The sequence below is a fragment of the Streptomyces sp. NPDC029526 genome (assembly GCF_040637405.1).
Classification (GTDB): Bacteria; Actinomycetota; Actinomycetes; order Streptomycetales; family Streptomycetaceae; genus Streptomyces.
The window spans coordinates 42,673-64,692 of record NZ_JBEZWE010000019.1 but is presented as its reverse complement, the minus strand read 5'-3'; the positions used below and the strand labels follow the sequence as shown (position 1 = coordinate 64,692).

23 protein-coding genes are annotated in these 22,020 nt (G+C 73.8%); 11 read left to right on the top strand and 12 right to left on the bottom strand.

Features of this window, described 5'->3' with window-relative positions:
- Positions 1 to 54: 54 nt before the first annotated feature.
- Together AB0F01_RS27380 and AB0F01_RS27375 are read left to right on the top strand one after the other, a co-directional pair.
- On the top strand, positions 55 to 1,065 hold the full coding sequence (locus tag AB0F01_RS27380; protein ID WP_362101070.1) for a hypothetical protein: 1,011 nt from the start codon (positions 55 to 57) through the stop codon (positions 1,063 to 1,065).
- Positions 1,066 to 1,174: 109 nt separating this feature from the next.
- On the top strand, positions 1,175 to 2,503 hold the full coding sequence (locus AB0F01_RS27375; protein ID WP_362101067.1) for an MFS transporter: 1,329 nt from the start codon (positions 1,175 to 1,177) through the stop codon (positions 2,501 to 2,503).
- A 495-nt stretch (positions 2,504 to 2,998) separates the two neighbouring features.
- Here the strand turns inward: AB0F01_RS27375 and AB0F01_RS27370 are convergent, their stop codons facing one another.
- The 3 genes from AB0F01_RS27370 to AB0F01_RS27360 all read right to left on the bottom strand — a co-directional run bounded on the left by AB0F01_RS27370 (position 2,999) and on the right by AB0F01_RS27360 (position 6,438).
- Positions 2,999 to 3,844, bottom strand: coding sequence for a fused MFS/spermidine synthase (locus AB0F01_RS27370; protein ID WP_362101064.1), 846 nt, complete (start codon positions 3,842 to 3,844; stop codon positions 2,999 to 3,001).
- Between the two features lie 114 nt (positions 3,845 to 3,958).
- The gene (gene tuf / locus AB0F01_RS27365) at positions 3,959 to 5,128 is read right to left on the bottom strand and encodes an elongation factor Tu (protein ID WP_362101061.1); all 1,170 of its coding nucleotides are present in this window, start codon (positions 5,126 to 5,128) and stop codon (positions 3,959 to 3,961) included.
- 575 nt (positions 5,129 to 5,703) lie between these two features.
- Complete coding sequence (locus AB0F01_RS27360) at positions 5,704 to 6,438, bottom strand: DNA alkylation repair protein (protein WP_362101058.1); 735 nt, start codon at positions 6,436 to 6,438, stop codon at positions 5,704 to 5,706.
- A 49-nt stretch (positions 6,439 to 6,487) separates the two neighbouring features.
- Between AB0F01_RS27360 and AB0F01_RS27355 the strand changes: the two genes are divergently transcribed.
- Positions 6,488 to 7,273, top strand: a complete 786-nt coding sequence (locus tag AB0F01_RS27355) for a TVP38/TMEM64 family protein (RefSeq protein WP_362101055.1) — start codon at positions 6,488 to 6,490, stop codon at positions 7,271 to 7,273.
- Positions 7,274 to 7,564: 291 nt separating this feature from the next.
- The gene (locus tag AB0F01_RS27350) at positions 7,565 to 8,440 is read left to right on the top strand and encodes an undecaprenyl-diphosphate phosphatase (RefSeq protein ID WP_362101052.1); all 876 of its coding nucleotides are present in this window, start codon (positions 7,565 to 7,567) and stop codon (positions 8,438 to 8,440) included.
- 129 nt (positions 8,441 to 8,569) lie between these two features.
- Here AB0F01_RS27350 and AB0F01_RS27345 read toward each other — a convergent pair whose 3' ends face one another.
- A complete protein-coding gene (locus AB0F01_RS27345) occupies positions 8,570 to 9,073 on the bottom strand; it encodes a hypothetical protein (RefSeq protein ID WP_362101049.1) in 504 nt (167 codons plus the stop codon).
- Positions 9,074 to 9,479: 406 nt separating this feature from the next.
- On the opposite strand from AB0F01_RS27345, the gene AB0F01_RS27340 reads away from it, so the two are divergent.
- Positions 9,480 to 9,659: a hypothetical protein gene (locus AB0F01_RS27340; RefSeq protein WP_362101047.1), complete on the top strand. Its 180-nt coding sequence runs from the start codon at positions 9,480 to 9,482 to the stop codon at positions 9,657 to 9,659.
- 177 nt (positions 9,660 to 9,836) lie between these two features.
- On the opposite strand, the gene AB0F01_RS27335 is transcribed toward AB0F01_RS27340, so the two are convergent.
- Positions 9,837 to 10,577, bottom strand: coding sequence for an SDR family oxidoreductase (locus tag AB0F01_RS27335; RefSeq protein WP_362101045.1), 741 nt, complete (start codon positions 10,575 to 10,577; stop codon positions 9,837 to 9,839).
- A 261-nt stretch (positions 10,578 to 10,838) separates the two neighbouring features.
- Between AB0F01_RS27335 and AB0F01_RS27330 the strand changes: the two genes are divergently transcribed.
- Entirely contained in the window at positions 10,839 to 11,318 is a 480-nt protein-coding gene (locus AB0F01_RS27330) for a nuclear transport factor 2 family protein (RefSeq protein ID WP_362101042.1), read from the top strand.
- 76 nt (positions 11,319 to 11,394) lie between these two features.
- Entirely contained in the window at positions 11,395 to 12,963 is a 1,569-nt protein-coding gene (gene lnt, locus AB0F01_RS27325; RefSeq protein ID WP_362101040.1) for an apolipoprotein N-acyltransferase, read from the top strand.
- Here the strand turns inward: lnt and AB0F01_RS27320 are convergent.
- Both AB0F01_RS27320 and AB0F01_RS27315 read right to left on the bottom strand, forming a co-directional pair.
- The gene (locus tag AB0F01_RS27320) at positions 12,884 to 13,792 is read right to left on the bottom strand and encodes a Gfo/Idh/MocA family oxidoreductase (RefSeq protein ID WP_362101038.1); all 909 of its coding nucleotides are present in this window, start codon (positions 13,790 to 13,792) and stop codon (positions 12,884 to 12,886) included. The two genes, lnt and AB0F01_RS27320, sit on opposite strands and share 80 nt — an antisense overlap.
- 13 nt (positions 13,793 to 13,805) lie before the next feature.
- Positions 13,806 to 14,999, bottom strand: a complete 1,194-nt coding sequence (locus AB0F01_RS27315; protein ID WP_362101036.1) for an FAD-dependent monooxygenase — start codon at positions 14,997 to 14,999, stop codon at positions 13,806 to 13,808.
- An 86-nt stretch (positions 15,000 to 15,085) separates the two neighbouring features.
- On the opposite strand from AB0F01_RS27315, the gene AB0F01_RS27310 reads away from it, so the two are divergent.
- The 3 genes from AB0F01_RS27310 to AB0F01_RS27300 all read left to right on the top strand — a co-directional run bounded on the left by AB0F01_RS27310 (position 15,086) and on the right by AB0F01_RS27300 (position 16,832).
- On the top strand, positions 15,086 to 15,676 hold the full coding sequence (locus tag AB0F01_RS27310) for a TetR/AcrR family transcriptional regulator (RefSeq protein ID WP_362101034.1): 591 nt from the start codon (positions 15,086 to 15,088) through the stop codon (positions 15,674 to 15,676).
- A 42-nt stretch (positions 15,677 to 15,718) separates the two neighbouring features.
- Entirely contained in the window at positions 15,719 to 16,231 is a 513-nt protein-coding gene (locus AB0F01_RS27305; RefSeq protein ID WP_362101031.1) for a DinB family protein, read from the top strand.
- 112 nt (positions 16,232 to 16,343) lie between these two features.
- On the top strand, positions 16,344 to 16,832 hold the full coding sequence (locus AB0F01_RS27300; protein WP_362101028.1) for a hypothetical protein: 489 nt from the start codon (positions 16,344 to 16,346) through the stop codon (positions 16,830 to 16,832).
- Between the two features lie 267 nt (positions 16,833 to 17,099).
- On the opposite strand, the gene AB0F01_RS27295 is transcribed toward AB0F01_RS27300, so the two are convergent.
- The 3 genes from AB0F01_RS27295 to AB0F01_RS27285 all read right to left on the bottom strand — a co-directional run bounded on the left by AB0F01_RS27295 (position 17,100) and on the right by AB0F01_RS27285 (position 19,999).
- The gene (locus tag AB0F01_RS27295; protein WP_362101026.1) at positions 17,100 to 17,618 is read right to left on the bottom strand and encodes a hypothetical protein; all 519 of its coding nucleotides are present in this window, start codon (positions 17,616 to 17,618) and stop codon (positions 17,100 to 17,102) included.
- 137 nt (positions 17,619 to 17,755) lie between these two features.
- Complete coding sequence (gene ung / locus AB0F01_RS27290; RefSeq protein WP_362101023.1) at positions 17,756 to 18,439, bottom strand: uracil-DNA glycosylase; 684 nt, start codon at positions 18,437 to 18,439, stop codon at positions 17,756 to 17,758.
- A 90-nt stretch (positions 18,440 to 18,529) separates the two neighbouring features.
- Entirely contained in the window at positions 18,530 to 19,999 is a 1,470-nt protein-coding gene (locus AB0F01_RS27285; protein ID WP_362101020.1) for an ABC transporter substrate-binding protein, read from the bottom strand.
- Between AB0F01_RS27285 and AB0F01_RS27280 the strand changes: the two genes are divergently transcribed.
- Positions 19,974 to 20,192: a hypothetical protein gene (locus AB0F01_RS27280; protein ID WP_362101017.1), complete on the top strand. Its 219-nt coding sequence runs from the start codon at positions 19,974 to 19,976 to the stop codon at positions 20,190 to 20,192. The genes AB0F01_RS27285 and AB0F01_RS27280 overlap by 26 nt on opposite strands.
- Positions 20,193 to 20,390: 198 nt before the next feature.
- Here AB0F01_RS27280 and AB0F01_RS27275 read toward each other — a convergent pair whose 3' ends face one another.
- Together AB0F01_RS27275 and fabG are read right to left on the bottom strand one after the other, a co-directional pair.
- Positions 20,391 to 21,149 carry an SDR family oxidoreductase gene (locus tag AB0F01_RS27275; protein WP_362101015.1) on the bottom strand — a complete coding sequence of 253 codons (759 nt, stop codon included), beginning with the start codon at positions 21,147 to 21,149 and terminating at the stop codon, positions 20,391 to 20,393.
- Positions 21,150 to 21,177: 28 nt separating this feature from the next.
- Positions 21,178 to 21,939: a 3-oxoacyl-ACP reductase FabG gene (fabG, locus tag AB0F01_RS27270; protein ID WP_362101013.1), complete on the bottom strand. Its 762-nt coding sequence runs from the start codon at positions 21,937 to 21,939 to the stop codon at positions 21,178 to 21,180.
- Between the last annotated feature and the right edge of the window lie 81 nt (positions 21,940 to 22,020).

Here is a 22,020-nt window from a genome sequence, read left to right as displayed (position 1 = left end):
CCGTCAAAGGGCAGTGACCGAATCGTGTCCGGAGCGCGGCTAGGGTGGCTGCCCATGTGGCCAGGACAGCAGCCGCCCGGGGGCGAGCAGAACCCGCAGGACAACAACCCGTACCAGCAGCCGGGGTACCAGCAGCCGAATCCGTACCAGCAGCCCGGCTACCAGCAGGCGAATCCGTACGCGCAGCAGCAGCCGCAGTGGAACGCGCCGACCGTGCCGGGCGACCCCAACGCGCCCAAGAGCGGGGGCGGGAACCGGACGAAGTTGGTGGCGATCATCGCCGCGACCGCCGTGGTGATCACCGCCGGGGTGACCGGATTCCTGGTGCTCGGGGGTGACGAGGACGACACCGCTAAGGACGGCAAGGACGGCAAGCCGTCGGCGAGCGCGTCCGCGGACCCGTCGAAGGAGCCGAGCGCGTCGGCCTCCGAGGACAACCCGCGTGGCGGTGAGGCGGAGAAGGCGACCATTCCGGGCTGGCAGGTCGTCGTGAACACGCGCTTCGGCACGAAGTTCGACGTCCCCGCCGACTGGGAGATCGAGACGCCCGGCACCAGCGTCGGCTTCGAGTGGGAGGACAAGGACGGGGAGTGGGACCGCACCACCGTCACCGCTCCCGCCTACCTCAAGTCCAAGTGGTGCACCACCGACGACGACAAGGACGGCCGTGACGAGGACACCGCTCTCGTCACAGCGGGCACCCGCGGTGAGAACGGTGCCAAGACGACCGACCAGGCGGCGGAGACCCGCGTGCCGTGGTGGATCTTCGGCGGCTACACGCAGCCGGACAAGAAGAGTGTGAAGACGGTCAAGCCGAAGCCGTACACCACGACCTCCGGCATCAAGGGCAGCGTCGCCACCGCCTACTCCGACGGCACGCCCCAGAAGGGCAAGTGCGACAGCGAGGGCAAGGCGATCACTTTCGCGTTCAAGAACGGCGCGGGCGACTACGTCACCTGGAACCTCTTCGGCGCCAAGGGCGTCAAGGACGAACTGTCCGAGGCGACCATCCAGAAGATCCTGAGCACCGTGCGGCTCACCGAGGAGCCCCCGACGGGCACCTGACACACGGCGTCCGGATCATGGCCGGTCCGCGTCGTGACCGACGGGCATCATGACCGGTGGGCGGGGCGGGCGTTTGGCAACCCGGCCCCGCCTCGGTGATAGTCACGGGGTGTCCACCACCGCTTCCCGCCGGCGTCCCACCTGGGCCGGACGCAACTACACGCTGCTGACCGCCTCCGCCGTGGTCACCAGTCTGGGCAGCAACGGCGCCCTGATCGCCGCCGCCTTCGCCGTCCTGGCCGTCGGCGGCGACGCCGGGGACGTGGGTCTGGTAGCCGCCGCGCGGACGCTGCCCCTGGTGCTGTTCCTGCTGATCGGCGGCGCGGTGGCGGACCGGCTGCCGCGGCATCACGTGATGGTCGCGGCCAACGTCCTGAACTGCGTCTCGCAAGGCGCGTTCGCCGTCCTGATGCTGGCGGGCGAGCCGCTGCTGTGGCAGATGATGCTGCTCAGCGCGCTCGGCGGCACCGGTCAGGCGTTCTTCGGCCCGGCCGCCGAAGGCATGTTGCTCTCCTCGGTCGACGGGGAGCAGGCCGGGCGGGCCTTCGCGGTGTTCCGGATGGCCATGCAGGGGTCCATCCTCGGCGGTGCGGCGCTCGGCGGTGCCATGGTGGCGGCGGTCGGACCGGGCTGGGTGCTCGCGGCGGACGCGGCCGCGTTCGCGGTGGCGGCGGCACTGCGCGCCTTCCTGGACGTGAAGCACATCCCCCCGCGCGCCCCCGGCGGCGGGCTGCTCTCCGACCTGCGGGAAGGCTGGCGGGAGTTCTCCGGGCGTCCCTGGCTCTGGGGCATCGTCGTCCAGTTCTCCCTCGCCAACGCGGTGGTGGCGGCGGCCGACGCGGTCTACGGGCCCCTGGTCGCCCGGGACCACCTGGGCGGTGCCGCGCCGTGGGGGCTGGCGCTGGGCTTCTTCGGCGGGGGCACCGTGGTGGGCGCGCTGATCATGACCCGCTGGAAACCGGTCCGGCTGCTGTTCACCGGCACCCTGTGCGTGTTCCCCCTGGCGTTGCCCTCGGCCGCGCTCGCCGTGCCGGTACCGGTGGCGGTGCTGTGCGCGGTGATGTTCGTGACCGGGGTGTCGGTGGAGGTGTTCGGCGTGTCCTGGATGACCGCCCTGCACCAGGAGATCCCGGAGGAGAAGCTGTCCCGGGTGTCCGCCTACGACTGGTTCGGTTCGGTCGCCCTGGTGCCGCTGGCAACCGCGCTGGCCGGGCCGGCCGAAGCGACGCTCGGGCGCCCCGAGGCTCTGTGGGGGTGCGCCGCGCTGATCGTGGTGGCCACCGCGGCGGTGCTGTGCGTCCCGGACGTCCGCAACCTGCGCCGCCGGACCTCCCGCGCGGTCACCGGGTCGCCCGCGGCGGACGACCGGCCCGAAGGGGTCGAGCCCGAAGTGGTCGAGCCCGAAGTGGTCGAGCCCGAGGTGGTCGAGAAGGCCTGACGGGGCCGGGCGGTCGCCCGGCGGGTGGCGGTGGCACGGGTGTCGGTGGCGCGGGTGTCGGTGGCCCGGGCGCCGGAAGAGTGCAGCCCTCGGCCGGCGCGTGCGCCGGGGCGAAGACCTCGTCGGTGCGTGCGCCGGTGATGCTGCCCTCGTGGGCGCGGGCGCCGGTGGTGCGCGCAGGGCGCCCATGGCCACCGCCACGCGCCGTCAGACCCGACCCGGCCGGTCCCGGCCCCGGTCCCTTTCGGCTTCCCCCCGCCCGCCCGACCGCCGCTCCGTGCCCGCCGTCTGCGCCGCCCCACTCGGCCTGTACGGACTCACTCGCCCCGTACATGGACCCACTCGGCCCGTACGGACCGCGCGGATGCGTACGGACCCGGGGCGCACCCTCGGTGCCGCTCGCCCGGGAAGGAGAGCCGGTACTCCAGGCAGCCGGTACTCCGGGTCAGCCGGTACTCCGAGTCAGCGGATGCTCCGAGTCGGCAGGTACTCCGGTCAGCCGATGCCGAACGCGCCCTCGGGCGGCACGGGTGACGGTACGGCGTCCTCGTCCCGCACCGGGCGGGCGCCCGCCGTGAACCTCCGGAGCGCCTCGCCGTGTTCCACCCGGGCCGGGAACGCGTCCGCCGCGGTGCGCCGGGCCAACGCGGCGGTGTCCAGGGGCCGGTGGGCCGCGGCCAGCAGGGCGTTGCCGAAGCGCCGCCCGCGCAGCACCCCGGGCTCGGCGACCAGCACCAGCTCCGCGAAGCACGTCGCCAGCGTCGCCAGTTGCGAGCGCAGGAAGTCGAACGGCGCCCCGTCCGCAAGGTTGGCGAGATAGACGCCGCCGTCCCGCACCACCCTGGCGGCCTCCTCCGCGTAGGAGACCGTGGTGAGGTGGGCGGGCACCCGGGAGCCGCCGAACACGTCGGCGATCAGGACGTCCGCGGAGTCGGAGGGTGCCGCGCCCAGCCAGGCCCGCGCGTCGGCCGTGTGCACGGTGACACCGCTGTCCCCGGTCAGCGGCAGGTGCTCGGCGACGAGTTCCGACAGGGCGCCGTCGGCCTCGACCACGTCCTGCCGGGACCCGGGCCGGGTGGCGGCCAGGTAGCGGGGCAGGGTGAGCGCGCCGCCGCCGAGGTGCACGGCGTCCAGCGGGCGCCCGGGCTCGGTGAGCGTGTCCAGGACGTGGCCGATCCGCCGCGCGTACTCGAACTCCAGGTGGTGCGGGTCGTCCAGGTCGACGTACGACTGCGGCGCCCCGTCGACGGTGAGCAGCCAGGCCCGCTCCCGGTCGACGTCGGGCATCAGCTTGGCGGTGCCGTGGTCGACGGCGCGGGTCACGGGGATGGGCTCGGTCACCGTCCCATTGTCCCGGCGGTCCGGCGGCCCGTCCCCCGGGGTCCGGGGCGCCCGCGGGGTCCGTGGACGACGGGCTGCCCGCCCCCTGGCGGGGCGGGCAGCCGTGCGCTCCGTTCAGCCGACCTCCGTCACGGTGCCGGCGCCGACCGTGCGTCCGCCCTCACGGATCGCGAAGCCGAGTCCGGGCTCCAGCGGCACCTCGCGGCCCAGCTCCACGGTCATGGTCACCGTGTCGCCGGGGCGGGCGACGGCCGTCGCGCCGAGGTCGACGTCGCCGACCACGTCCGCGGTGCGGAGGTAGAACTGCGGCCGGTAGCCGGTGAACACCGGTGTGGTACGGCCGCCCTCGCGGGCGGACAGCACGTACACCCGGGCGGTGAACCGCCGGGCGGGCACCACGCTGCCCGGCGCGGCCACCACGTGTCCTCGGCGCACCGCGTCGCGGGGCACACCGCGCAGCAGCAGCGCCACGTTGTCCCCGGCCTGCGCCTCCGGCATCGGCCGGCCGAAGGTCTCCAGACCGGTCACCACCGTCTCGACGCCGGCGCCGAGCACCTCGACCCGCTCGCCGACGCGGATCGTGCCCCGCTCGACGGCGCCGGTGACGACGGTCCCCCGGCCGGTGATGGTGAGCACGTTCTCCACCGGCAGCAGGAAGGGCGCGTCCACGTACCGTTCGGGCATCGGCACGTACGTGTCCACTGCGTCCAGCAGCGCGTCGATCGACGCCGTCCAGCGCGGGTCGCCCTCCAGCGCCCTCAGACCGGACACCCGGACCACGGGCGCCGCGTCACCGCCGTACCCGTGCGCGGACAACAGCTCGCGGACCTCCAGTTCCACCAGGTCGGTGAGCTCCTCGTCTCCCGCGTCGGCCTTGTTGAGCGCGACGACGATGTGGTCGACGCCCACCTGACGGGCCAGCAGCACGTGCTCGGCCGTCTGCGGCATGATCCCGTCGAGGGCGGAGACGACCAGGATCGCCCCGTCCAGCTGGGCCGCGCCGGTCACCATGTTCTTGACGTAGTCGGCGTGGCCGGGCATGTCCACGTGCGCGTAGTGCCGGGTGTCGGTCTCGTACTCGACGTGCGCGAGGTTGATGGTGATGCCGCGCGCGGCCTCCTCCGGCGCCCGGTCGATGCGGTCGAACGGAACGAAGCTGCCGCCCCCGCGCTCGGCGAGGACCTTGGTGATGGCGGCGGTCAGGGTGGTCTTGCCGTGGTCGACGTGCCCCATCGTGCCGATGTTCAGGTGTGGTTTGGTGCGGACGTACGCCGTCTTGGACATGGCGGTACCTCGAAGTCTCTCGGTGGTGGTGCGTGACGGCCCCGGCGCGGCGGCATCGGCACACGGCGGGACGGGGACCCCGGGAGGAACCGGCCGACCCTCCCCCTGCGGGGTCCGCCGGTCGATCCGGGGAGGGTCAGCTTCGGGCGCCGTCGGCGGCGGCCAGGAGAGCGTCGACGGCAGCCTTCGGGGCATCCGCGGGGGCGGATGCGGCGAGGAGGAAGGCGTACCGGACCATGGCGTCGATCCTGGCGGACGCGCGGCCCCACGTCGAACGGTTTTCGTTCCGGGCCCCGGCGGGACGCCGGACCCGGGTGCGCGCGAGGGCGCCCGCGGGCGGCGGGATGCCGGAGTCCGGTGCGCGTGGGGGTGGTTCCGGAGCCGGGGCAGAAGCGGAGGACGGCCGCCCCGACGGACGCGAGGGCGGGACGGAACGAGGCGCGCGCCGAACGAGCCGCGTACCGGACGTGACCGGGAGCGGATCGGGGACGGGGGCGGAACGGGGACGGGGGCGCAGCAGGGACGGCGACGGGTGCGGGGGTGCGGACGCGGGTGCGGGACGGCCCGCACCCGGCTCAGGCGCCGATGTTCTTCAGTGCCTCCCGTACCGACAGCGGCGCGAGGCGGTCCCGTTCGCGGGCGACGAAGGCACGGACCGCCTCCGGGTCCGTCTTGGCGTACTCGCGCAGGCACCAGCCGATGGCTTTGCGGACGAAGAAGTCGGGATGCCCCGCCTGCCGCGCGCAGTAGCCGAAGAGGCGCCCGGTGTCGGTGCGTTCCTTGTAGCGCAGTTGGTGCAGCAGCGCGGTCCGCACGAGCCACAGGTCCTCGTCGACGCTCCAGGCGTCCATCTCCGCCGCCAGGTCCCGGTCGGCCGCGACCAGCGCTCCCACCACGTGCGCGGCGAGCAGGTCGACGGTGTCCCACCACGGGAGGGTGGTGAGGAGCTGCCGGGTGACGGGCAGGAAGCCGGAGGAGCAGTGCCGTACGTGGCGCCGCAGGTAGTCGACCGCGAAATAGTGGTACTCGCGCTCGGGCAGGCTCCAGCAGCGCAGGGCGATCTCCGCGCAGTCCGCCTCGTCGGGGCGGGGCAGCCCCTCCAGGACGGTGCGGGACAGGGCCCGGCGGACCGGGGTGGTCAGGCCGAGGAAGGGGGCGACGTCCTTCATGTAGGCCCGCATCCCGACCGCCCGCTGCGGGTCGGCCGCCGTCGGGTAGACGGTGGTGAGCCGGTCCAGCACGGTGTCGGCGAGCGGGCCGGCGGGAACCCGCGGGGCGCGGCTCCCGTCGTCCGGTGGGGCGGCGTTCATGAGACGCACACTACGGCGATCACACCGGCGCGTCGGTTACTGTCGCCGAATGCTCGATGCCTCCACCCGCTCTGGCGGCACGGCCACGGCTCCTCCCCAAGCCGTCGGTCCCCACGATCTCGCGATCGCCGTCCCCCTGGCCCCGTCCGCGCCCGCGGCCGGGGTCGCCGCCCGCTGCGCCAGGGTGCTGCTGTCGCCGTGGTCCCGGCTGTCGCTGCTCGTGGTGCTGCTGCTGTCGGCGGCCTCCGCGATGCTGCTGTTCGAGCCGCAGCGGCTGCTCACCGACGGCTTTCCGCCACAGCTCGGCGGGGCGGCGGCCGTGGTGCTGTACGCGGTGGCGTACGGGGTGTGCACGGTGGCGTTCGTGCCGCGTCCGCTGCTCAACCTCGGGGCGGGCGCGCTGTTCGGCACCCAGCTCGGTCTGGGCGCGGCCCTCGGCGGCACGGTGCTCGGGGCGGGGCTGGCGTTCTGCCTCGGCCGGGCGCTCGGCCAGGACGCGCTGCGTCCGCTGCTGCGGGGCCGGTGGCTGAAGGCGGCCGACCGGCAGCTCAGCCGGCACGGTTTCCGCTCGATGCTGGCGACCCGTCTGTTCCCCGGGGTGCCGTTCGCCGCGGCCAACTACTGCGCGGCGGTGTCGCGGATGGGCCTGCTGCCGTTCCTGTTGGCGACCGCGCTCGGTTCCATCCCGAACACCGCCGCCTACGCCGTCGCGGGCGACAGCGCCTCGGCTCCCACCTCGCCCGCCTTCCTGATCGCGCTGGCCTGCATCGCCGTGCCGGGTCTGGTGGGGGCGCTGGTGGCGTGGCGCAAGCGGCACCGGCTGCGCGGACGCTGAGCAGCCCGCCGCTACCGCCGACGGCGCCCGCGGCCTCGCCCTCTCCCGTTCCCGCTCCCTCGCCCGTTCCCTCGCCGGCGCCCTCCCCCATCCCCCTCCCCCTCGCGGGGGAACGGGCGAGTCCCCACCGGGTGACGCGGCCCGACAGCCCCCGCGACGGCCCTGCACCTCTTGTTCATTTGAGGGCGTTACGCTGCCCCCGCGGCGCGCCCGATCACCGATCACCGCACCCTGCGGTCCGGCGTGCCCGCTCCGCCCTTTCCGCGAACGGCACTTGGACTCCGCTACCTCATGTCTTGGTTTGAATCCCTCATCCTCGGACTCGTCCAGGGGCTGACCGAGTTCCTCCCCATCTCCTCCAGCGCGCATCTGCGCCTGACGGCGGCCTTCTCCGGCTGGGAGGACCCGGGCGCGGCGTTCACCGCCATCACCCAGATCGGCACCGAGGCGGCGGTGCTCATCTACTTCCGCAAGGACATCGGCCGGATCCTGTCCGCCTGGACGCGGTCCCTCACCGACAAGGAGCTGCGCAGCGACCCCGACGCGCGCATGGGGTGGCTCGTGATCGTCGGCTCCATCCCCATCGGCGTCCTCGGCCTCACGCTCAAGGACCAGATCGAGGGGCCGTTCCGCGACCTGCGGATCACCGCCACGATGCTCATCGGCATGGGCATCGTCCTCGGCATCGCCGACCGGCTGGCGGCACGCGCCGAGCGTGGCGGTCGGCACCGCGCCGCCAGACAGCCGAAGGAACTGACGGACCTGACCGTCAAGGACGGCCTGATCTACGGTCTCTGCCAGGCCATGGCGCTGGTCCCGGGTGTCTCCCGCTCCGGCGCCACCATCAGTGGCGGCCTGTTCATGGGGTACCGGCGTGAGGCCGCCGCCCGCTACTCGTTCCTGCTCGCCATCCCCGCCGTGCTCGCCTCCGGCCTCTACGAACTCAAGGACGTCACCGAGGGCGGACACGTCTCCTGGGGCCCGACCGTCTTCGCCACGGTCGTCGCGTTCGCGACCGGATATGTGGTGATCGCATGGTTCATGAAATTCATTTCCACCCGGAGCTTCATGCCGTTCGTCTGGTACCGGATCGCGCTCGGCATCGTCATCATCGCGCTGGTGGCAATGGGCGTCCTGAGCCCGCACGCGGCCGAACCGGCGCACTGAGACCGGCGGAGGAGACGCCCCCTCCCGACGGCCGGAGAGCCGGCGGAGCGGCGTCCGGCGGCCCGGCTCCCCGTCGCCGCACCGGGGAGGCCCGCCCTCGCCGGCCCAGGGTGGCCCGCGCTCAACCGCTCAGCAGCGCTCGCCGTCCTTGACCGCGAACAGGGTCACCATGGTGTCGGTGGGGTGCGTGCCCGGCGCCGGATCCTGGCTGCACACCACCCAGTTGCGGTCGAAGACCTGCAGCCGGTTCTGTCCGCTCGCGTCCTGGTCGTCGAGGGCGTAGAAGCCGGCGGCCTGGGCCGCGTCCTGGGCGGCCTGCAGATCCTGGCCGGTGAAGTCCGGCAGTTGGGCGGAGGCCGGCGCGGAATCCGCACCGGCGTCGGTTCCGCCCCCGGATTCCTTCTCGGCCCCGCCCTCCTCCGTCCCGCCCTTCTCCGTCCCGGTGTCGCTCGCGTCCCCGGAATCGGGCTGCGGGTCGCTCGGGGTTGCGTCGCCCCCGGGCGTGTCGCCGGTGTCCCGGTCGACGGTGTCCGACGTGGCGGATCCGGCCCCGCCGCTGTCGGTTCCCTCGCAGGCGGTGAGCGTGAGCAGGGCCACGGCGGCGAGCGCGGCGGCGACGGTACGGATGTGCATGATGCGTCCCTCGAGGTGCGGGGTCGGGCAGGGCGATGAGCATGACGGATGTGCGCGTGCGGTGAAGGTGATGTGACGCATCCGTGACGCTGAGTTCGACGGGAACCCGACCGATCCCCACAACAACGCTCCTGACGCCGCGTCGGCTCCATAGCGCGCGGCGGCGCCTGAGCCGACCGGTTCGCGCCGGTCTCCCCACGCAGGCATCACGCCGTCGCCGTCGTACGACCGCGAGGAGCGGGGCTGCGCCGGACCGCTCGGGCGCACGGAGCCCGGCGTGCTCGACCCGCTGGGACGCGGGCACGGACCGGCTCCGACGGGAGGCACCGGAGGGCGGATGCCGCGCGCCGCGTCGCCCGTAGCCGTCCGGTAGCGGAGTGTCAGTGCGTGGGCCTAGGCTGTCCGCATGTCCCCCGATTTGGTCACCCCTGGTTCCGTGCGGTCCGCCGACGACGTCAACGAACAGATCCGTGCGCTGTGGCTGCGCGCGGGCGGTTCGCTGTCGGCCACCGAGCGTGCGGAGTACGAGCTGCTCGTGGTGGAGTGGGCTGCCGCGATCCGCGGAGAGATCGTCGAGGCGGCCTGAGGCCCCGCGCCCCGCGCCCCGCGCCCCGCGCCCCGCGCCCCGCGCCCCGCGCCCCGCGCCCCGCGCCCCGCGCCCACAGCGTCCGCCACGAGAGGCGTGCGGGAGGCCCGTGGTCCCCGCCTCCGGGTCGTGACCCGGGCCTCCTCAACTCCCCTGCCGGAGCGCCGACTTCATCGGTCAGCGTCCGCCGGCCACCCGCAGCACCGTCCCCGTCGTGTACGAGGCGTCCGGTGACATCAGCCAGGCCACGGCCGCGGCGATCTCCTCGGCCCGTCCGGCGCGCCGCATCGGGATCGCGGCGGCGGCCTGCCGGGCCCGGTCCGGTGCCCCCATCGCGGCGTGCATCTCCGTGTCGATCACTCCCGGCGCCACCGCGTTGACCCGGATCCCGTCCGGGCCGAGCTCCTTGGCCAGCCCGAGCGTCAGCGCGTCGACGGCCGCCTTGGTCGCCGCGTAGTGGACGTACTCGCCGGGGCTGCCGAGGGTGGCGGCGCCCGACGAGATGTTCACGATCACGCCCTCGCCCCGGGGCGTCATCAGCTGCGCGGCCCGCCGCGCGCACAGCAGCGTGCCCATGAGGTTGACGTCGACGACCCGCCGCAGGCTGTCGGTGCCGACGTCGGCGAAGCGGCCCAGTGGTCCGGTCACCGCCGCGTTGTTCACCAGCCCCGTCACCGGGCCGAGTTCCCGCTCCGCCACCTCGAAGAGCCGCTCGACGTCCGCCTCCACGGAGGTGTCGCCCCGGACGGTGACGGCACGCGCGCCGGCCGACCGCACGCCCTGGGCGACGGTCTCGGCGGCCTCGGCGTCGCGTACGTAGCCCACCACCACGTCGTGTCCCTCGGCCGCGAGCCGCAGACTGGTGGCGGCCCCGATCCCCCGGCTTCCGCCGGTGACCACGGTGACGAGTCGTTTCATGTCCTGCCTCCCGCAGACGCTCGCGTGCAACGGCCCCAGAGTCGCAGACCCGGCGCTGCGGCCCCTGCCGGACCCGGGCCACGGAGCCACCCCGCCACCCCGCCACCGCACCACGGCGGCAGGGCGACGGGGCGAGAGGCGGCAGGGGGACAGGCGCCAGGCGACCGGCGACAAGCGACAAGCGACCGGCGACCGGCGACAGGCCCACGAAAGTCCGGACGCCCCCTTGGCACCTCACGTCCCCTGGTCAACACTGATCCGATGACCCAGCGTGTGGAGCTCGCGACCGTGAGAGACCGACTGGCCGTGGACGAGCTCGTCACCGAGTACGCCGTGGCCGTCGACGAGGGCGACTGGGAAGGATTCCGCGGGCTGTTCGCACCGGGCGGGAGAGCCGACCACCGCGCGGCGGGCGGCATCGAGGGCAGCGCCGGGGAGGTGGCCGGCCGGCTGGCCGAGTCCCTGACGGCGTTCCCGGTGCGGCAACACCTCATCGTCAACCGGTTGGTGCGGTTCGGCGTCCGGGAGCTGGACACCGGCGACACGGCCCACGTGCGGGCCGACTACCTCAGCTCGATGGGCAGCGGCGACCGGGACGGCGGAGGGGCGGCGGCGCCGGACGTGGTGTGCGGGGGCCGGTACGCCTTCGCCGTGGTGCGCACCGAGGACGGCTGGCGGCTGAGCGAGGTCGTCGTGCGCGAGCTGTGGCGGCGCCTGCCCGGCGGTGGACTGCCGATGTGATCAACTGAACGGGCCCGCGCTGCCCGGGATCGCCCGCGGGCGCACACTGGGGCCATCACGGGGTAGGGAGCCGCCCATGAAGACGTTCGGTCGCCGGCTCGCCTCCCCGTGGTACCGCTCCGTCGTGGCGGTGGTCGCGGGCGCCGTGCCGGTCCTGGCCTTCCCCGCTCCGGCCCTGTGGTGGTGCGCCGGTGTCGCGCTGGTGCCGTGGATCCTGCTGGCGCGGAACGCGCCGACGGGGCGCCGGGCGGCGTTCGACGGGTGGTGCGGCGGCTTCGGGTTCATGTTCGCCATGCACCACTGGCTGCTGCCGCACCTGCACGTGTTCACGTTCGTCATCGCGGCGCTGCTGGGGGCGCTGTGGGCGCCCTGGGGGTGGCTGGTGCGCAGGCTTCTGGGCGGTACGCCGTCCCGGGGCCGGGTGGTGGCCGCGCTGGTGGTGCTGCCGTCGGGCTGGCTGGTGATCGAGCTGATCCGTTCCTGGCACGCCCTGGGCGGGCCCTGGGGCGTGCTCGGTGCCAGTCAGTGGCAGGTGGGTGCGGCCCTGCGGCTGGCGTCGGTGGGCGGCGTCTGGCTGGTCAGTCTGCTGCTGGTGGCGGTGAACGTGGCCGTCGCGGTGCTCGTCGTGGTGCGTGCGGCGCGACTGCCGGCCCTGGCCGCCCTGGTGGCGGTGGCCGCGGCGGGGTCGGCGGCGTGGGTGTGGTCGCCGCGGCCGCAGACCGGTGAACGGGTCCGGATCGCGGTCGTCCAGCCGGGGGTGATCGCCGGGCCCGCGAGCGCGGACCGCCGCTTCGACCGCCAGGAACAGTTCACCCGCCGTCTGGCGGGCCGGGACGTCGACCTCGTGGTCTGGGGCGAGAGCAGCGTGGGGTTCGACCTCGGCGATCGCCCCGATCTCGCCGGTCGGCTCGCCGCGCTGTCCCGTGGGACGGGCGCCGATCTGCTGGTCAACGTGGATGCCCGGAGGTCCGACCGGCCCGGCATCTTCAAGAGTTCGGTGCTGGTCGGCCCGGAGGGGCTGACCGGCGACCGGTACGACAAGATGCGGCTGGTGCCGTTCGGGGAGTACATCCCGGCCCGCTCGCTGCTGGGCTGGGCGACCTCGGTCGGCCGGGCGGCCGGCGAGGACCGCAGGCGCGGTGCGGAGCAGGTCGTGATGGAGACGGACGGCGGGCTGCGGGTCGGCCCGATGGTGTGCTTCGAGACCGCGTTCCCGGACATGAGCCGGAGTCTCGCCGAGGACGGCGCGGGTGTGCTGCTGGCGCAGTCCTCGACGTCGACGTTCCAGCGGAGCTGGGCGCCGGAGCAGCACGCCTCGATCGCCGCGCTGCGGGCCGCGGAGACCGGCCGGCCGATGGTGCACGCGACGCTGACGGGCGTGTCCGCCGTGTACGGCCCGGACGGCCGGCGGGTCGGGCCGTGGCTGGGTACGGACGCCTCCGGCACCCATGTCTACGAGGTGACTCCGGCGCACGGCACGACGCCGTACGTCCGCTTCGGCGACTGGGTGCCGCTGACGGCGCCGGTGGTCGTCGCGGGCTGGTGCGTCGTGGAGGCGCTGCGGGTCAGGCGGCGGAGGGACCGGTCACCGCGCGCACCACGCGCTCGCACAGCTCATGGGTCTCCAGCGCGTCCCGGGCGCTGAGCGGCCGTCCGGCGCGCACCGCGTCGAGGAAGGCGAGCACGGCCTGCTCGATGCCACGCTGCCGGGCCACCGGGACCCAGTCGCCGCGCCGCCGCACGGTGGGCTGGCCCTTGTGGTCGACGACCTCGGCCAGGTTGAGGACCTGGCGCTTGGAGTCCTGCCCGGAGACCTCCAGGATCTCCTCGGCGGAACCGCTGAGCCGGTTCATCACCCCGAGCGCGGTGAAGCCGTCGCCGGCGAGCTGGAGCACGACGTGGTGCAGCAGTCCGCCCTCGGTGCGTCCGCGCACGGTCACGTCGTCGACGGTGCCGGGCACGAGGAAGCGGAGGGTGTCGACGACGTGGATGAAGTCGTCGAGGACCATGGTGCGCGGGTCCTCGGGCAGGCCGACCCGGTTCTTCTGCATCAGGATCAGGTCGCGCGGGAGTTCGGCGCACTGGGCGTACCCCGGGGCGAAGCGGCGGTTGAAGCCGACGGCGAGGCTCACCCCGCGGTCCTCCGCCCGTTCCACGAGACGTGCGGAGTCGGCGAGGTGGTAGGCGAGGGGCTTGTCGACGTAGGTCGGGACGCCGGCGTCCAGCAGCCGGGCCACGATCTCGGGGTGGACCGTGGTCGGCGCGTGCACGAAGGCGGCGTCGAGGTCCTGGGAGAGCAGGGAGTCGAGGTCGGCGTGGCGGCGGTCCGGCGGCAGGTGGAGGCCGTCGGCGACGCGGGTGAGCGTGGCGGGCGTCCGGGTCTGCAGGTGGAGCGTCACGTCGGGCAGGGTGCCCAGCACCGGGAGGTAGGCCTTCTGCGCGATGTCGCCGAGTCCGATGCAGCCGACCTTCACGGGGTGTTCTCCTCTAGCCGTCGCCTGGCGTGGTCTGCGGGGAAGCATACGGCGGCCGGGGCGGGCGCCAGTCGGCGATGCCGTCGAAGGTGCGCAGCAGGAGGCCGGGGGCGGCCCGGGACACCGCGGCCAGGGCGTGGTCGCGCAGCGCGATACCGGCCCGGTTGGTCATCATGTCGAGCCGGGCCGCCCGGACCGCCTGGCGGGCGATCGCGGTGGTGCGGGGCAGCCGGGCCGCCGTGTAGGCGGTGAGGTCGTCGCGGTGGTGGGCGAGGACGACGGCGTCCTCGATGGCCTGGTTGCCGCCCTGGCCGAGGTTGGGCGGCATGGCGTGCGCGGCGTCGCCGACGAGCGCGACCCGGCCGCGGTGCAAGGCGGTCAGCGGCCGGGCGAGGTGGTGCACGTCGTGCCGGAGCACGTCCTCGGGGCGGACGGCGGCCAGCACGGCGGGCACCGGGTGGTGCCAGTCGCCGTAGAGCCGCAGCAGTTCGGCCTTCTCGTCGTCGGGGGCCCGTCCGCCCGCGGGTGTCCGGGCGGCGGCGTAGGCGTAGACCCGGCCGTCCTGGAGCGGATGGGTGCCCCAGATGCGGCCCGGGCCCCACGTCTCGTGCGAGGCGAAGACGGCGCCCGGGACGGGAACGAGGACCCGCCAGGTGGTGAAGCCGGCGTAGGCGGGCCCGGGGTGGGACGGGAAGAGGGTGCTCCGTACGGCCGATCGGATGCCGTCGGCGGCCACCACGAGGTCCGCCGTCAGCTCCCCGTCGGGGGTGCCCACGCGGGCCGGACGGCCGGGGTCGGCGGGGTCGCCGGGGTCCAGGACGCGGGCGTCCACGGCCGTGCGGACGGCGTCCGGCGGCAGGGTGGCGGCCAGGTGGTCGACGAGGGTGGTGCGGGCCAGGAGGACGAGCGGGCCGCCGAAGCGTTCGCTCGCGGCGGCGGCGCTGGAGCGCACCAGCCACCGCCCGTCGGGGGCGCGCACCCCGCCGTCGCCCTGGAAGGCGGCCAGGGCCCGGACGGCGTCGCCGACACCGATCAGGTCCAGGGCGCGCAACCCGTTGGGGGCCAGGGAGATGGCGGCGCCGACGGGAGCCAGTGAGGCGGCCCGCTCCAGTACGGTCACCCGGATCCCGCGACGGTGCAGGGCGGAGGCGGCGGTCAGTCCGCCGATCCCCCCGCCGATCACGACGGCCCGCTCGACCCGTGCCATGACTGCTCCTCCCGACGGCGACTACATCTGTAGTGTCCGTGGACACGACTGTACTACAGCAGTAGTGCCGGCGGTAGGTTTGGCCCATGTCCGTGAGCACCGCAGGCGCCGCACGCGCCGACCTCGTGGCCGACGCCGCCCTGGCCCTGCTCGCCGAGCGCGGGATGCGGGGACTGACCCACCGGGCGGTCGACGAGGCCGCCGGGCTGCCGCAGGGCTCCACCTCGAACGTGGCCCGCACCCGGCAGGCGCTGCTGGAACTCGCGGTACGGCGGCTCGCCGAGCGGGAGGCCCGGGTGCTCGCCCTGGACGCCCTGCCGGACCCCGGGCAGGGCACCGGCGCGGTGGTGGACGCGCTCGCCCTGGCCACCCACCGCGCCCTGACCGGCGACCGCGTCCTCACCCTCGCCCGCTACGAACTCGCCCTGGAGGCCACCCGCCGCCCCGAGCTGCGCGCCCACTTCGACGCCACCGGCGCCCGGTTCCGCGACGTGCTCACCGCCCTCGTCACCGGACTCGGTTCCACGGACCCCGGCCGGCACGCCCTGTCCCTGATCGCCTGGGCCGACGGGCTGCTGTTCTCCTGCGTGGCCGGGTCCTTCGGCTCGCGCCCGCCCGGCCCGCAGGAACTGCGGGACAGCCTGCGGGAGTTGCTGCGGGGGATGCTCGACGGCTGAAAACGGGTCGTGGCGCGACGCGGCAACCGTGAGGATGCCCCCATGACGACCGATCGCCGTGACCCCGCCACCGACGCCGACGAACGGGCCATGCTGGAGGGCTGGCTCGACTACCACCGCAGCACCCTGGCATGGAAGTGCGAGGGCCTGACCGACGCCCAGTTGCGCACCGCGTCGGTGTCCCCGTCCTCACTCACCCTGCTCGGACTCGTCCGGCACATGGCCGACGTGGAGCGGGGCTGGTACCGCCGGGTGCTGATGGGCGAGGACGCCGGACCGATCCACTACAGCGAGGCCGACCCCGACGGCGACTTCCGGGTCACGCCGGCGGACAGCTGGGAGGAGGCGTACGCGACCTGGCAGGAGGAGATCGCGGTCGCCCGGCGCAACGCGGCCGGCTTCGCCCTGGACGACCTGTCGCGCGGCACGCACGCCCGTACCGGCGAACGCTTCAACCTGCGCTGGCTGCACACCCACATGATCGAGGAGTACGCGCGGCACAACGGCCACGCCGACCTCATCCGGGAGGCCCTGGACGGCACCACCGGCGACTGACGTCAGCCCGGCGCCCGCACGGCCCCCGGAAGGGGTCGGACATCACCCGTGCGGGGCATCCGAGGGCCCGAAGCGTCCCGGGGCGGAGCCCGCAGCCAGCAGACTGGCCCGGGTGCGACGAACGACGACGACAGCGGCCCTGCTGCTGACCGTGGCGGTGTCGGCCCTCTCGGGCTGTGTCACGGTCCCGCCCCCCGCCTCCGCCCCCCGGCCGCCGACGGCCCCGGCCGGGTCGCCGGTGCCGCCGGCCCCCGGCCCGGACGGGGTGGCGCGGACACCGGCCGTGCAGGCGCCGGCGCGGGAGGCCCTGGAGATGATCGGACCGTCCGGCGCGGAGCGGCCGTCCGCCGCTCCCCCGCGGCACACCGGCCCCCCGCCCGCCGCGTCGGAGCGCCCCGTGCCGCCCCCCGACCGCGACCGGCCCTCCCGCCCGGACCGTCCGGCTCCAGGGGGCGAGGCCGTCGCCCCCGGTCCGGCCGCCGGCGGGCCGGGGCCGGGGAGCGGCGAGGGCGCGGACGTGTGCGCGCTGGGCAGGACGTACGGCCACTGGCCGCAGGACAGCCCGCAGGCAGCGATCTGCCGGGAGGTCTACGGGCGGTGAGGCGGCGGTCGGCCCGCAGCCGCGCGGCGACGGCCGCAGGCCCCCGCGACACGGGCCCGGCGGAGGACCGCCGCCGAGCCCGCGTTCCGGGGTCGGCGCGCCGGTGCGGTGGCCGGCCGTCCCGGGTGCGGCGCGCCGGTGCGGCGGCCGGCGGCCCCGGTGCGGTGCGCCGCCGGATCAGGCGCCTCCGGCGGAGCCGGTTCCCCGGGGTCACCGGCACCGCTGGGACCACCGGGGCTGATGGGGCGGCGGCAGCCCCGACGTCTCCTACCTCCGCTGCCTCGGCGGCCCGCTCCCGCCGCCGGGAGGGCCCTCGGCCTCCCCCAGCCGGATCTCCAGCCGCCGGATAGCCGCCCGGACGCCCTCTCCGTAGGAGTCGTCGGCCAGGGCGACGGCCGCTCCCCTGGCCCGCCGGAGGTGGCTGCGGGCGGCGTCGGGGCGGCCCAGACCGGCGTAGTCGGTGGCGAGGCTCAGATGCAGCGCGGGGTAGAGGGCGCGCACCTCGGCCGACGCCCCGGACACCTCCGGCCCGCTCCGGAGCGCCTCCTCGGCGGCCGTCAACGCCCGGAGGTCCCAGGCCAGTTCGGCTTCGGGGTCGTCCTGGGTGTCGGCCAGGTAGTGGGCCAGGGTGCAGCGGTGCAGCGGGTCCCCGTCACCGATCTCCGCCCACAGGCCCAGCAGCCGGTGGCGCGCCTCCTCGCGGTCGCCCGCGTGGTGCAGCATCACGACCTGCCCGATGCGGGTCAGTACGGCGTCGGCCGCCGCCCGGCCCTGTCGTTCCGCCACCGCGCCCTCCGCACCGCTCGCCGGATGTCGCTCCCGACGCTAGCCGCAGCCGGCCGCGACGGCGGACAGGGCGCCCCGTGACGCACCGGCGGGTCGTCCGGGTGCGGGCACCCCGCTGTCCCGCACCCGGCGCCGGGTCAGCCGAGGTCGGGGATGGTCCAGTCGACCGGGGCGTGGCCCTGGGCGGCGAGGGCCTCATTGATCTGCGTGAACGGGCGGGAGCCGAAGAACTTCTTCGCCGAGAGCGGGGAGGGGTGCGCACCCTTCACGACCGCGTGGCGGGTCGCGTCGATCAGGGGCAGCTTCTTCTGCGCGTAGTTGCCCCAGAGCACGAAGACGGCCGGCTCGGGCCGGTCCGCCACCGCACGGATGACCGCGTCGGTGAACCTCTCCCAGCCGCGGCCCTTGTGCGAGTTGGCCTCGCCGCCGCGCACCGTGAGCACCGCGTTCAGCAGCAGCACGCCCTGCTCGGCCCACGGCATGAGGTAGCCGTTGTCCGGGACGGGCGTGCCCAGCTCCGCGTGCATCTCCTTGTAGATGTTGCGCAGCGACGGCGGGGTGCGCACGCCCGGCCGCACCGAGAAGCACAGACCGTGGCCCTGGCCTTCGCCGTGGTAGGGGTCCTGGCCGAGGACCAGGACCTTGACCTTGTCGTAGGGCGTCGCGTCCAGCGCCGCGAAGACCTCCTCGCGGGGCGGGTACACGGGGCCCTTCGCCCGCTCCTCCTCGACGAACTCCACCAGCTCCTTGAAGTAGGGCTGCTGCAGCTCGTCGCCCAGAACCCCGCGCCAGGACTCGGGCAGCATGGCGATGTCGGTCACGTCAACGTCCTCACGATTGCGGTCACTTGCCGGTCCATGCAACCTACCGGCGACCACTGACAACCGACTCCGCGCGTGCTGCCCGTCCCGTCACCAGCTGGTCTTGCGGGAGAGCTCCCACACCATCATGATCGTCGAGGGGTCCAGGGCCCGCTCGCCGCCCGAGATGTCCCGGCTGGCCGCGATGTACTGCCGGCCCTGCCACAGCGGGAGCAGTCGCGCGTCGTCGACGAGGATCTTCTGGGCCTCCTCGAACTCGCGCACCACGTTGCCGCGGTCACTCTCCCGGCGGGAACGCGGCAGCAGGACGTTGGTGATCTCCGTCGCCTCGTAGGGCGTGCCGAGCGCGTTCTGCTTGCCGACGAAGGGGGCGATGAAGTTGTCCGCGTCCGGGAAGTCGGGGAACCAGCCGCGCCCGAAGACCGGGTACTCGCCCTTCTGGTAGCCGCCGACATACGTCTTCCACGGGCGGCTCTTGAGCGTGATGTCGAACAGCTTGGACGCCTCCAGCTGCCGTTCGAGCTCCTTGAACTCCACCGCCGTCGCGGATCCGTAGCGGTCCGTGGTGTACCAGAACGTCAGCGGGACCTTCTGGGTGATGCCCGCGTCGGTGAGGATCTGCTTGGCCTTGGCCACGCTGGGCTCGCCGTAGTTGTCGAAGAAGCCGGTCGTGTGGCCGGTCAGGCCCTTGGGGACCATGGAGTACAGGGGGTCGACGGTGTCCTTGTAGACCTTGTGCGCGATGGCCCCGCGGTCGATGACCTGCGCGATGGCCTGGCGCACCTCCTTCTTGCCCGCCCAGGGGTCCTTCGGGTTGAACACCAGGTAGCTGATGTCGGTCCCGGTGCCCTCGACGAGCTGGATCTCCTCCTCGGAGCTGGTCTTGCTCTGGAGGTCGATGATGTCGTCGGCGGCGAGACCGCGGTAGGTGATGTCGACCTCCTTGCCGCGCAGCGCCTCGACCATCGTCTGGGATTCCTGGAAGTAGCGCATGGTCACCGCCTGGTTCCGCGGCTTGGCGAATCCCTTGTACGTGCCGTTGCGGACCAGCTCGGCCGTCTTGCCCTCGTCGTAGGACTTCAGGGCGTACGGGCCCGAGCCGACGATGCCGCCCTCCTTGCGCAGGGCGTCTGCGGGGTAGTCGTCCGGGGCGACGATCGACATGGCGGGCGTGGCCAGGACGAACGGGAAGGTCGCGTCGGGCTTGTTGAGGTGGAAGACCACCTCGCGGTCGCTCGGCGCCTCCACCCGCTCCAGGCTGCCGAGCAGACCCGCCGGTCCGCCGTTCACGTTGATCTTGCGGATGCGGTCGATGGAGTACTTGACCGCCTTGGCGTCGAGGGTGGCGCCGTCGGAGAACTTCAGCCCCTCGCGCAGTTCGCAGCGGAAGACCTGGTTGGAGTCGTCCGAGAAGGCACAGCTCTCGGCGGCGTCCGGCTGGGGCGTCGTCGCACCGACCGGATAACTCAGCAGGGTCTGGTAGATGTTGCGGAACAGCTCCCAGGAGCTGTCCCAGGAAGCGGCAGGATCCAGCGTGCTGGGCGCACTGGTCGTCCCCACGACGATTGGCTCCTCGTCATCCGGGGTATCGGACGACAAGACGCCACATCCGGCGACCAACGACGATATGGACGCGATGGCCGCCATCCGCCGCAGGCCTCGGTTCCGGTTGAACACGCGCACGCTCCTCGATCTGCCGTACCAAGGGTCGGCAGACGATACCGCAGTGTTCCGCCTGCTGACCCTCCCCTGAACGACAGTTGAGATCGAGCCGCAACCGACGGCGCCGCCATATCCCCCCACAAGCCCCGGAACGCCGACACGGGCCTCCCTTTCGTCAAGGAAAGCCCGTGCCGGGACCGTCGGGTCCGCTCCGTGGAAGCAGCTGCTCCGCCGTCCGGAACAGGGCGCCCGCGCAAGCGGTTGCGCCGCCGTCCGGAGCGGGGCGTGGTCAGGCCACTCCGGCCTTGAGGAAGACGCCGCCGTCGACCACGAGGGTCTGGCCGGTCACCCAGTCCGACTGCCGGGAGGTGAGGAAGGCGGCGGCGCCGCCGATGTCGGAGGGCACACCGAGCCGGCCCAGCGGGTAACCGGCGGCGGCCTCCTCCTCCCGGCCCTCGTACAGGGCCTGCGCGAACTTCGTCTTCACCACGGCCGGGGCGATGGCGTTGACCCGGACCTTCGGCGCGAACTCGTGGGCGAGCTGCACGGTCAGGTTGATCAGGGCGGCCTTGCTGACGCCGTACGCGCCGATGAACGGCGAGGGCGCCAGGCCCGCGACGGACGCGATGTTGACGATCGCGCCGCCGTTGTCCTTCTGCCAGGCGTGCCACGTGCGCTGGGCGAAGCCGAGCGCGGAGACCACGTTGGTCTCGAAGACCTTGCGGGCCACGTTCAGGTCGAGGTCCGCGATCGGCCCGAACACCGGGTTGGTCCCGGCGTTGTTGACCAGGTAGTCGACCCGGCCGAAGGTCTCCATGGTGCGCTCGACGGCGACGGCCTGGTGGGCCTCGTCGTGCGCCTTGCCGGCCACGTACATGGCACGGTCGGCACCGAGGGTCTCGACGGCCTCCTTCAGGGCGTCCTCGTTGCGGCCGGTGATGCACACCCGGTCGCCACGCGCGACGAGCGCCTCGGCGACGCCCAGGCCGATGCCCCGGCTGGCGCCGGTGATCAGGGCGACCTTGCCCGAGAGTTCCACTTCGGTCATGTCCAGTGCTCCAGTCGTCCCGGTCGTCCTAGTCGAGCGGCCCGCCGGCCACGTACAGCACCTGGCCGGAGACGAAGCCGGCCGCCTCGCCGGTGAAGAAGGCGATGGCGTTGGCGATGTCGTCGGGCTCGCCGACCCGGGCGACGGGGATCTGGGTGGCCGCGGCGGCCTTGAAGTCCTCGAAGCCCATGCCGACGCGGTCGGCGGTGGCCTTGGTCATCTCGGTGGCGATGAAGCCCGGGGCGACGGCGTTGGCGGTGACGCCGAACTTGCCGAGCTCCTTGGCGAGGGTCTTGGTGAAGCCCTGGAGGCCGGCCTTGGCGGCGGAGTAGTTGACCTGGCCGCGGTTGCCGAGCGCGGAGGAGGACGACAGGTTGACGATGCGGCCGAAGCCCGCGTCGACCATGTGCTTCTGGCAGGCCTTCGACATCAGGAAGGCGCCGCGCAGGTGCACGTTCATGACCGTGTCCCAGTCGGAGACACTCATCTTGAACAGCAGGTTGTCGCGCAGCACGCCCGCGTTGTTGACCAGGATGGTGGGGGCACCGAGCTCCTCGGCGATCCGCGCGACGGCGGCCTCGACCTGCGCCTCGTCGGAGACGTCGCAGCCGACGGCGATCGCCTTGCCTCCCTCGGCGGTGATCTTCTCGACGGTGTCCTTGCAGGCGGCCTCGTCGAGGTCGATCACGGCGACGGCACGGCCCTCGGCGGCCAGTCGTACGGCGGTGGCGGCGCCGATGCCGCGCGCGGCACCGGTGACGACCGCGACCCGCTGCTCAGTGGTGGACATTGCTGCTTCTCCTCGCCCTTGGGGTGCGGCTCCAGCGGTCCGGCCCATCGGTGAGCGACCGCTTAGTACCTTCAGCAGACG

Coding starts and splice junctions, on each gene's coding strand:
- AB0F01_RS27380 (WP_362101070.1), top strand. CDS start 55: ATGTGGCCAGGACAGCAGCCGCCCGGGGGCGAGCAGAACCCGCAGGAC.
- tuf (WP_362101061.1), bottom strand. CDS start 5,128: ATGTCCAAGACGGCGTACGTCCGCACCAAACCACACCTGAACATCGGC.
- AB0F01_RS27360 (WP_362101058.1), bottom strand. CDS start 6,438: ATGAACGCCGCCCCACCGGACGACGGGAGCCGCGCCCCGCGGGTTCCC.
- AB0F01_RS27355 (WP_362101055.1), top strand. CDS start 6,488: ATGCTCGATGCCTCCACCCGCTCTGGCGGCACGGCCACGGCTCCTCCC.
- AB0F01_RS27350 (WP_362101052.1), top strand. CDS start 7,565: ATGTCTTGGTTTGAATCCCTCATCCTCGGACTCGTCCAGGGGCTGACC.
- AB0F01_RS27345 (WP_362101049.1), bottom strand. CDS start 9,073: ATGCACATCCGTACCGTCGCCGCCGCGCTCGCCGCCGTGGCCCTGCTC.
- AB0F01_RS27340 (WP_362101047.1), top strand. CDS start 9,480: ATGTCCCCCGATTTGGTCACCCCTGGTTCCGTGCGGTCCGCCGACGAC.
- AB0F01_RS27335 (WP_362101045.1), bottom strand. CDS start 10,577: ATGAAACGACTCGTCACCGTGGTCACCGGCGGAAGCCGGGGGATCGGG.
- AB0F01_RS27330 (WP_362101042.1), top strand. CDS start 10,839: ATGACCCAGCGTGTGGAGCTCGCGACCGTGAGAGACCGACTGGCCGTG.
- lnt (WP_362101040.1), top strand. CDS start 11,395: ATGAAGACGTTCGGTCGCCGGCTCGCCTCCCCGTGGTACCGCTCCGTC.
- AB0F01_RS27315 (WP_362101036.1), bottom strand. CDS start 14,999: ATGGCACGGGTCGAGCGGGCCGTCGTGATCGGCGGGGGGATCGGCGGA.
- AB0F01_RS27310 (WP_362101034.1), top strand. CDS start 15,086: ATGTCCGTGAGCACCGCAGGCGCCGCACGCGCCGACCTCGTGGCCGAC.
- AB0F01_RS27305 (WP_362101031.1), top strand. CDS start 15,719: ATGACGACCGATCGCCGTGACCCCGCCACCGACGCCGACGAACGGGCC.
- AB0F01_RS27275 (WP_362101015.1), bottom strand. CDS start 21,149: ATGACCGAAGTGGAACTCTCGGGCAAGGTCGCCCTGATCACCGGCGCC.
- fabG (WP_362101013.1), bottom strand. CDS start 21,939: ATGTCCACCACTGAGCAGCGGGTCGCGGTCGTCACCGGTGCCGCGCGC.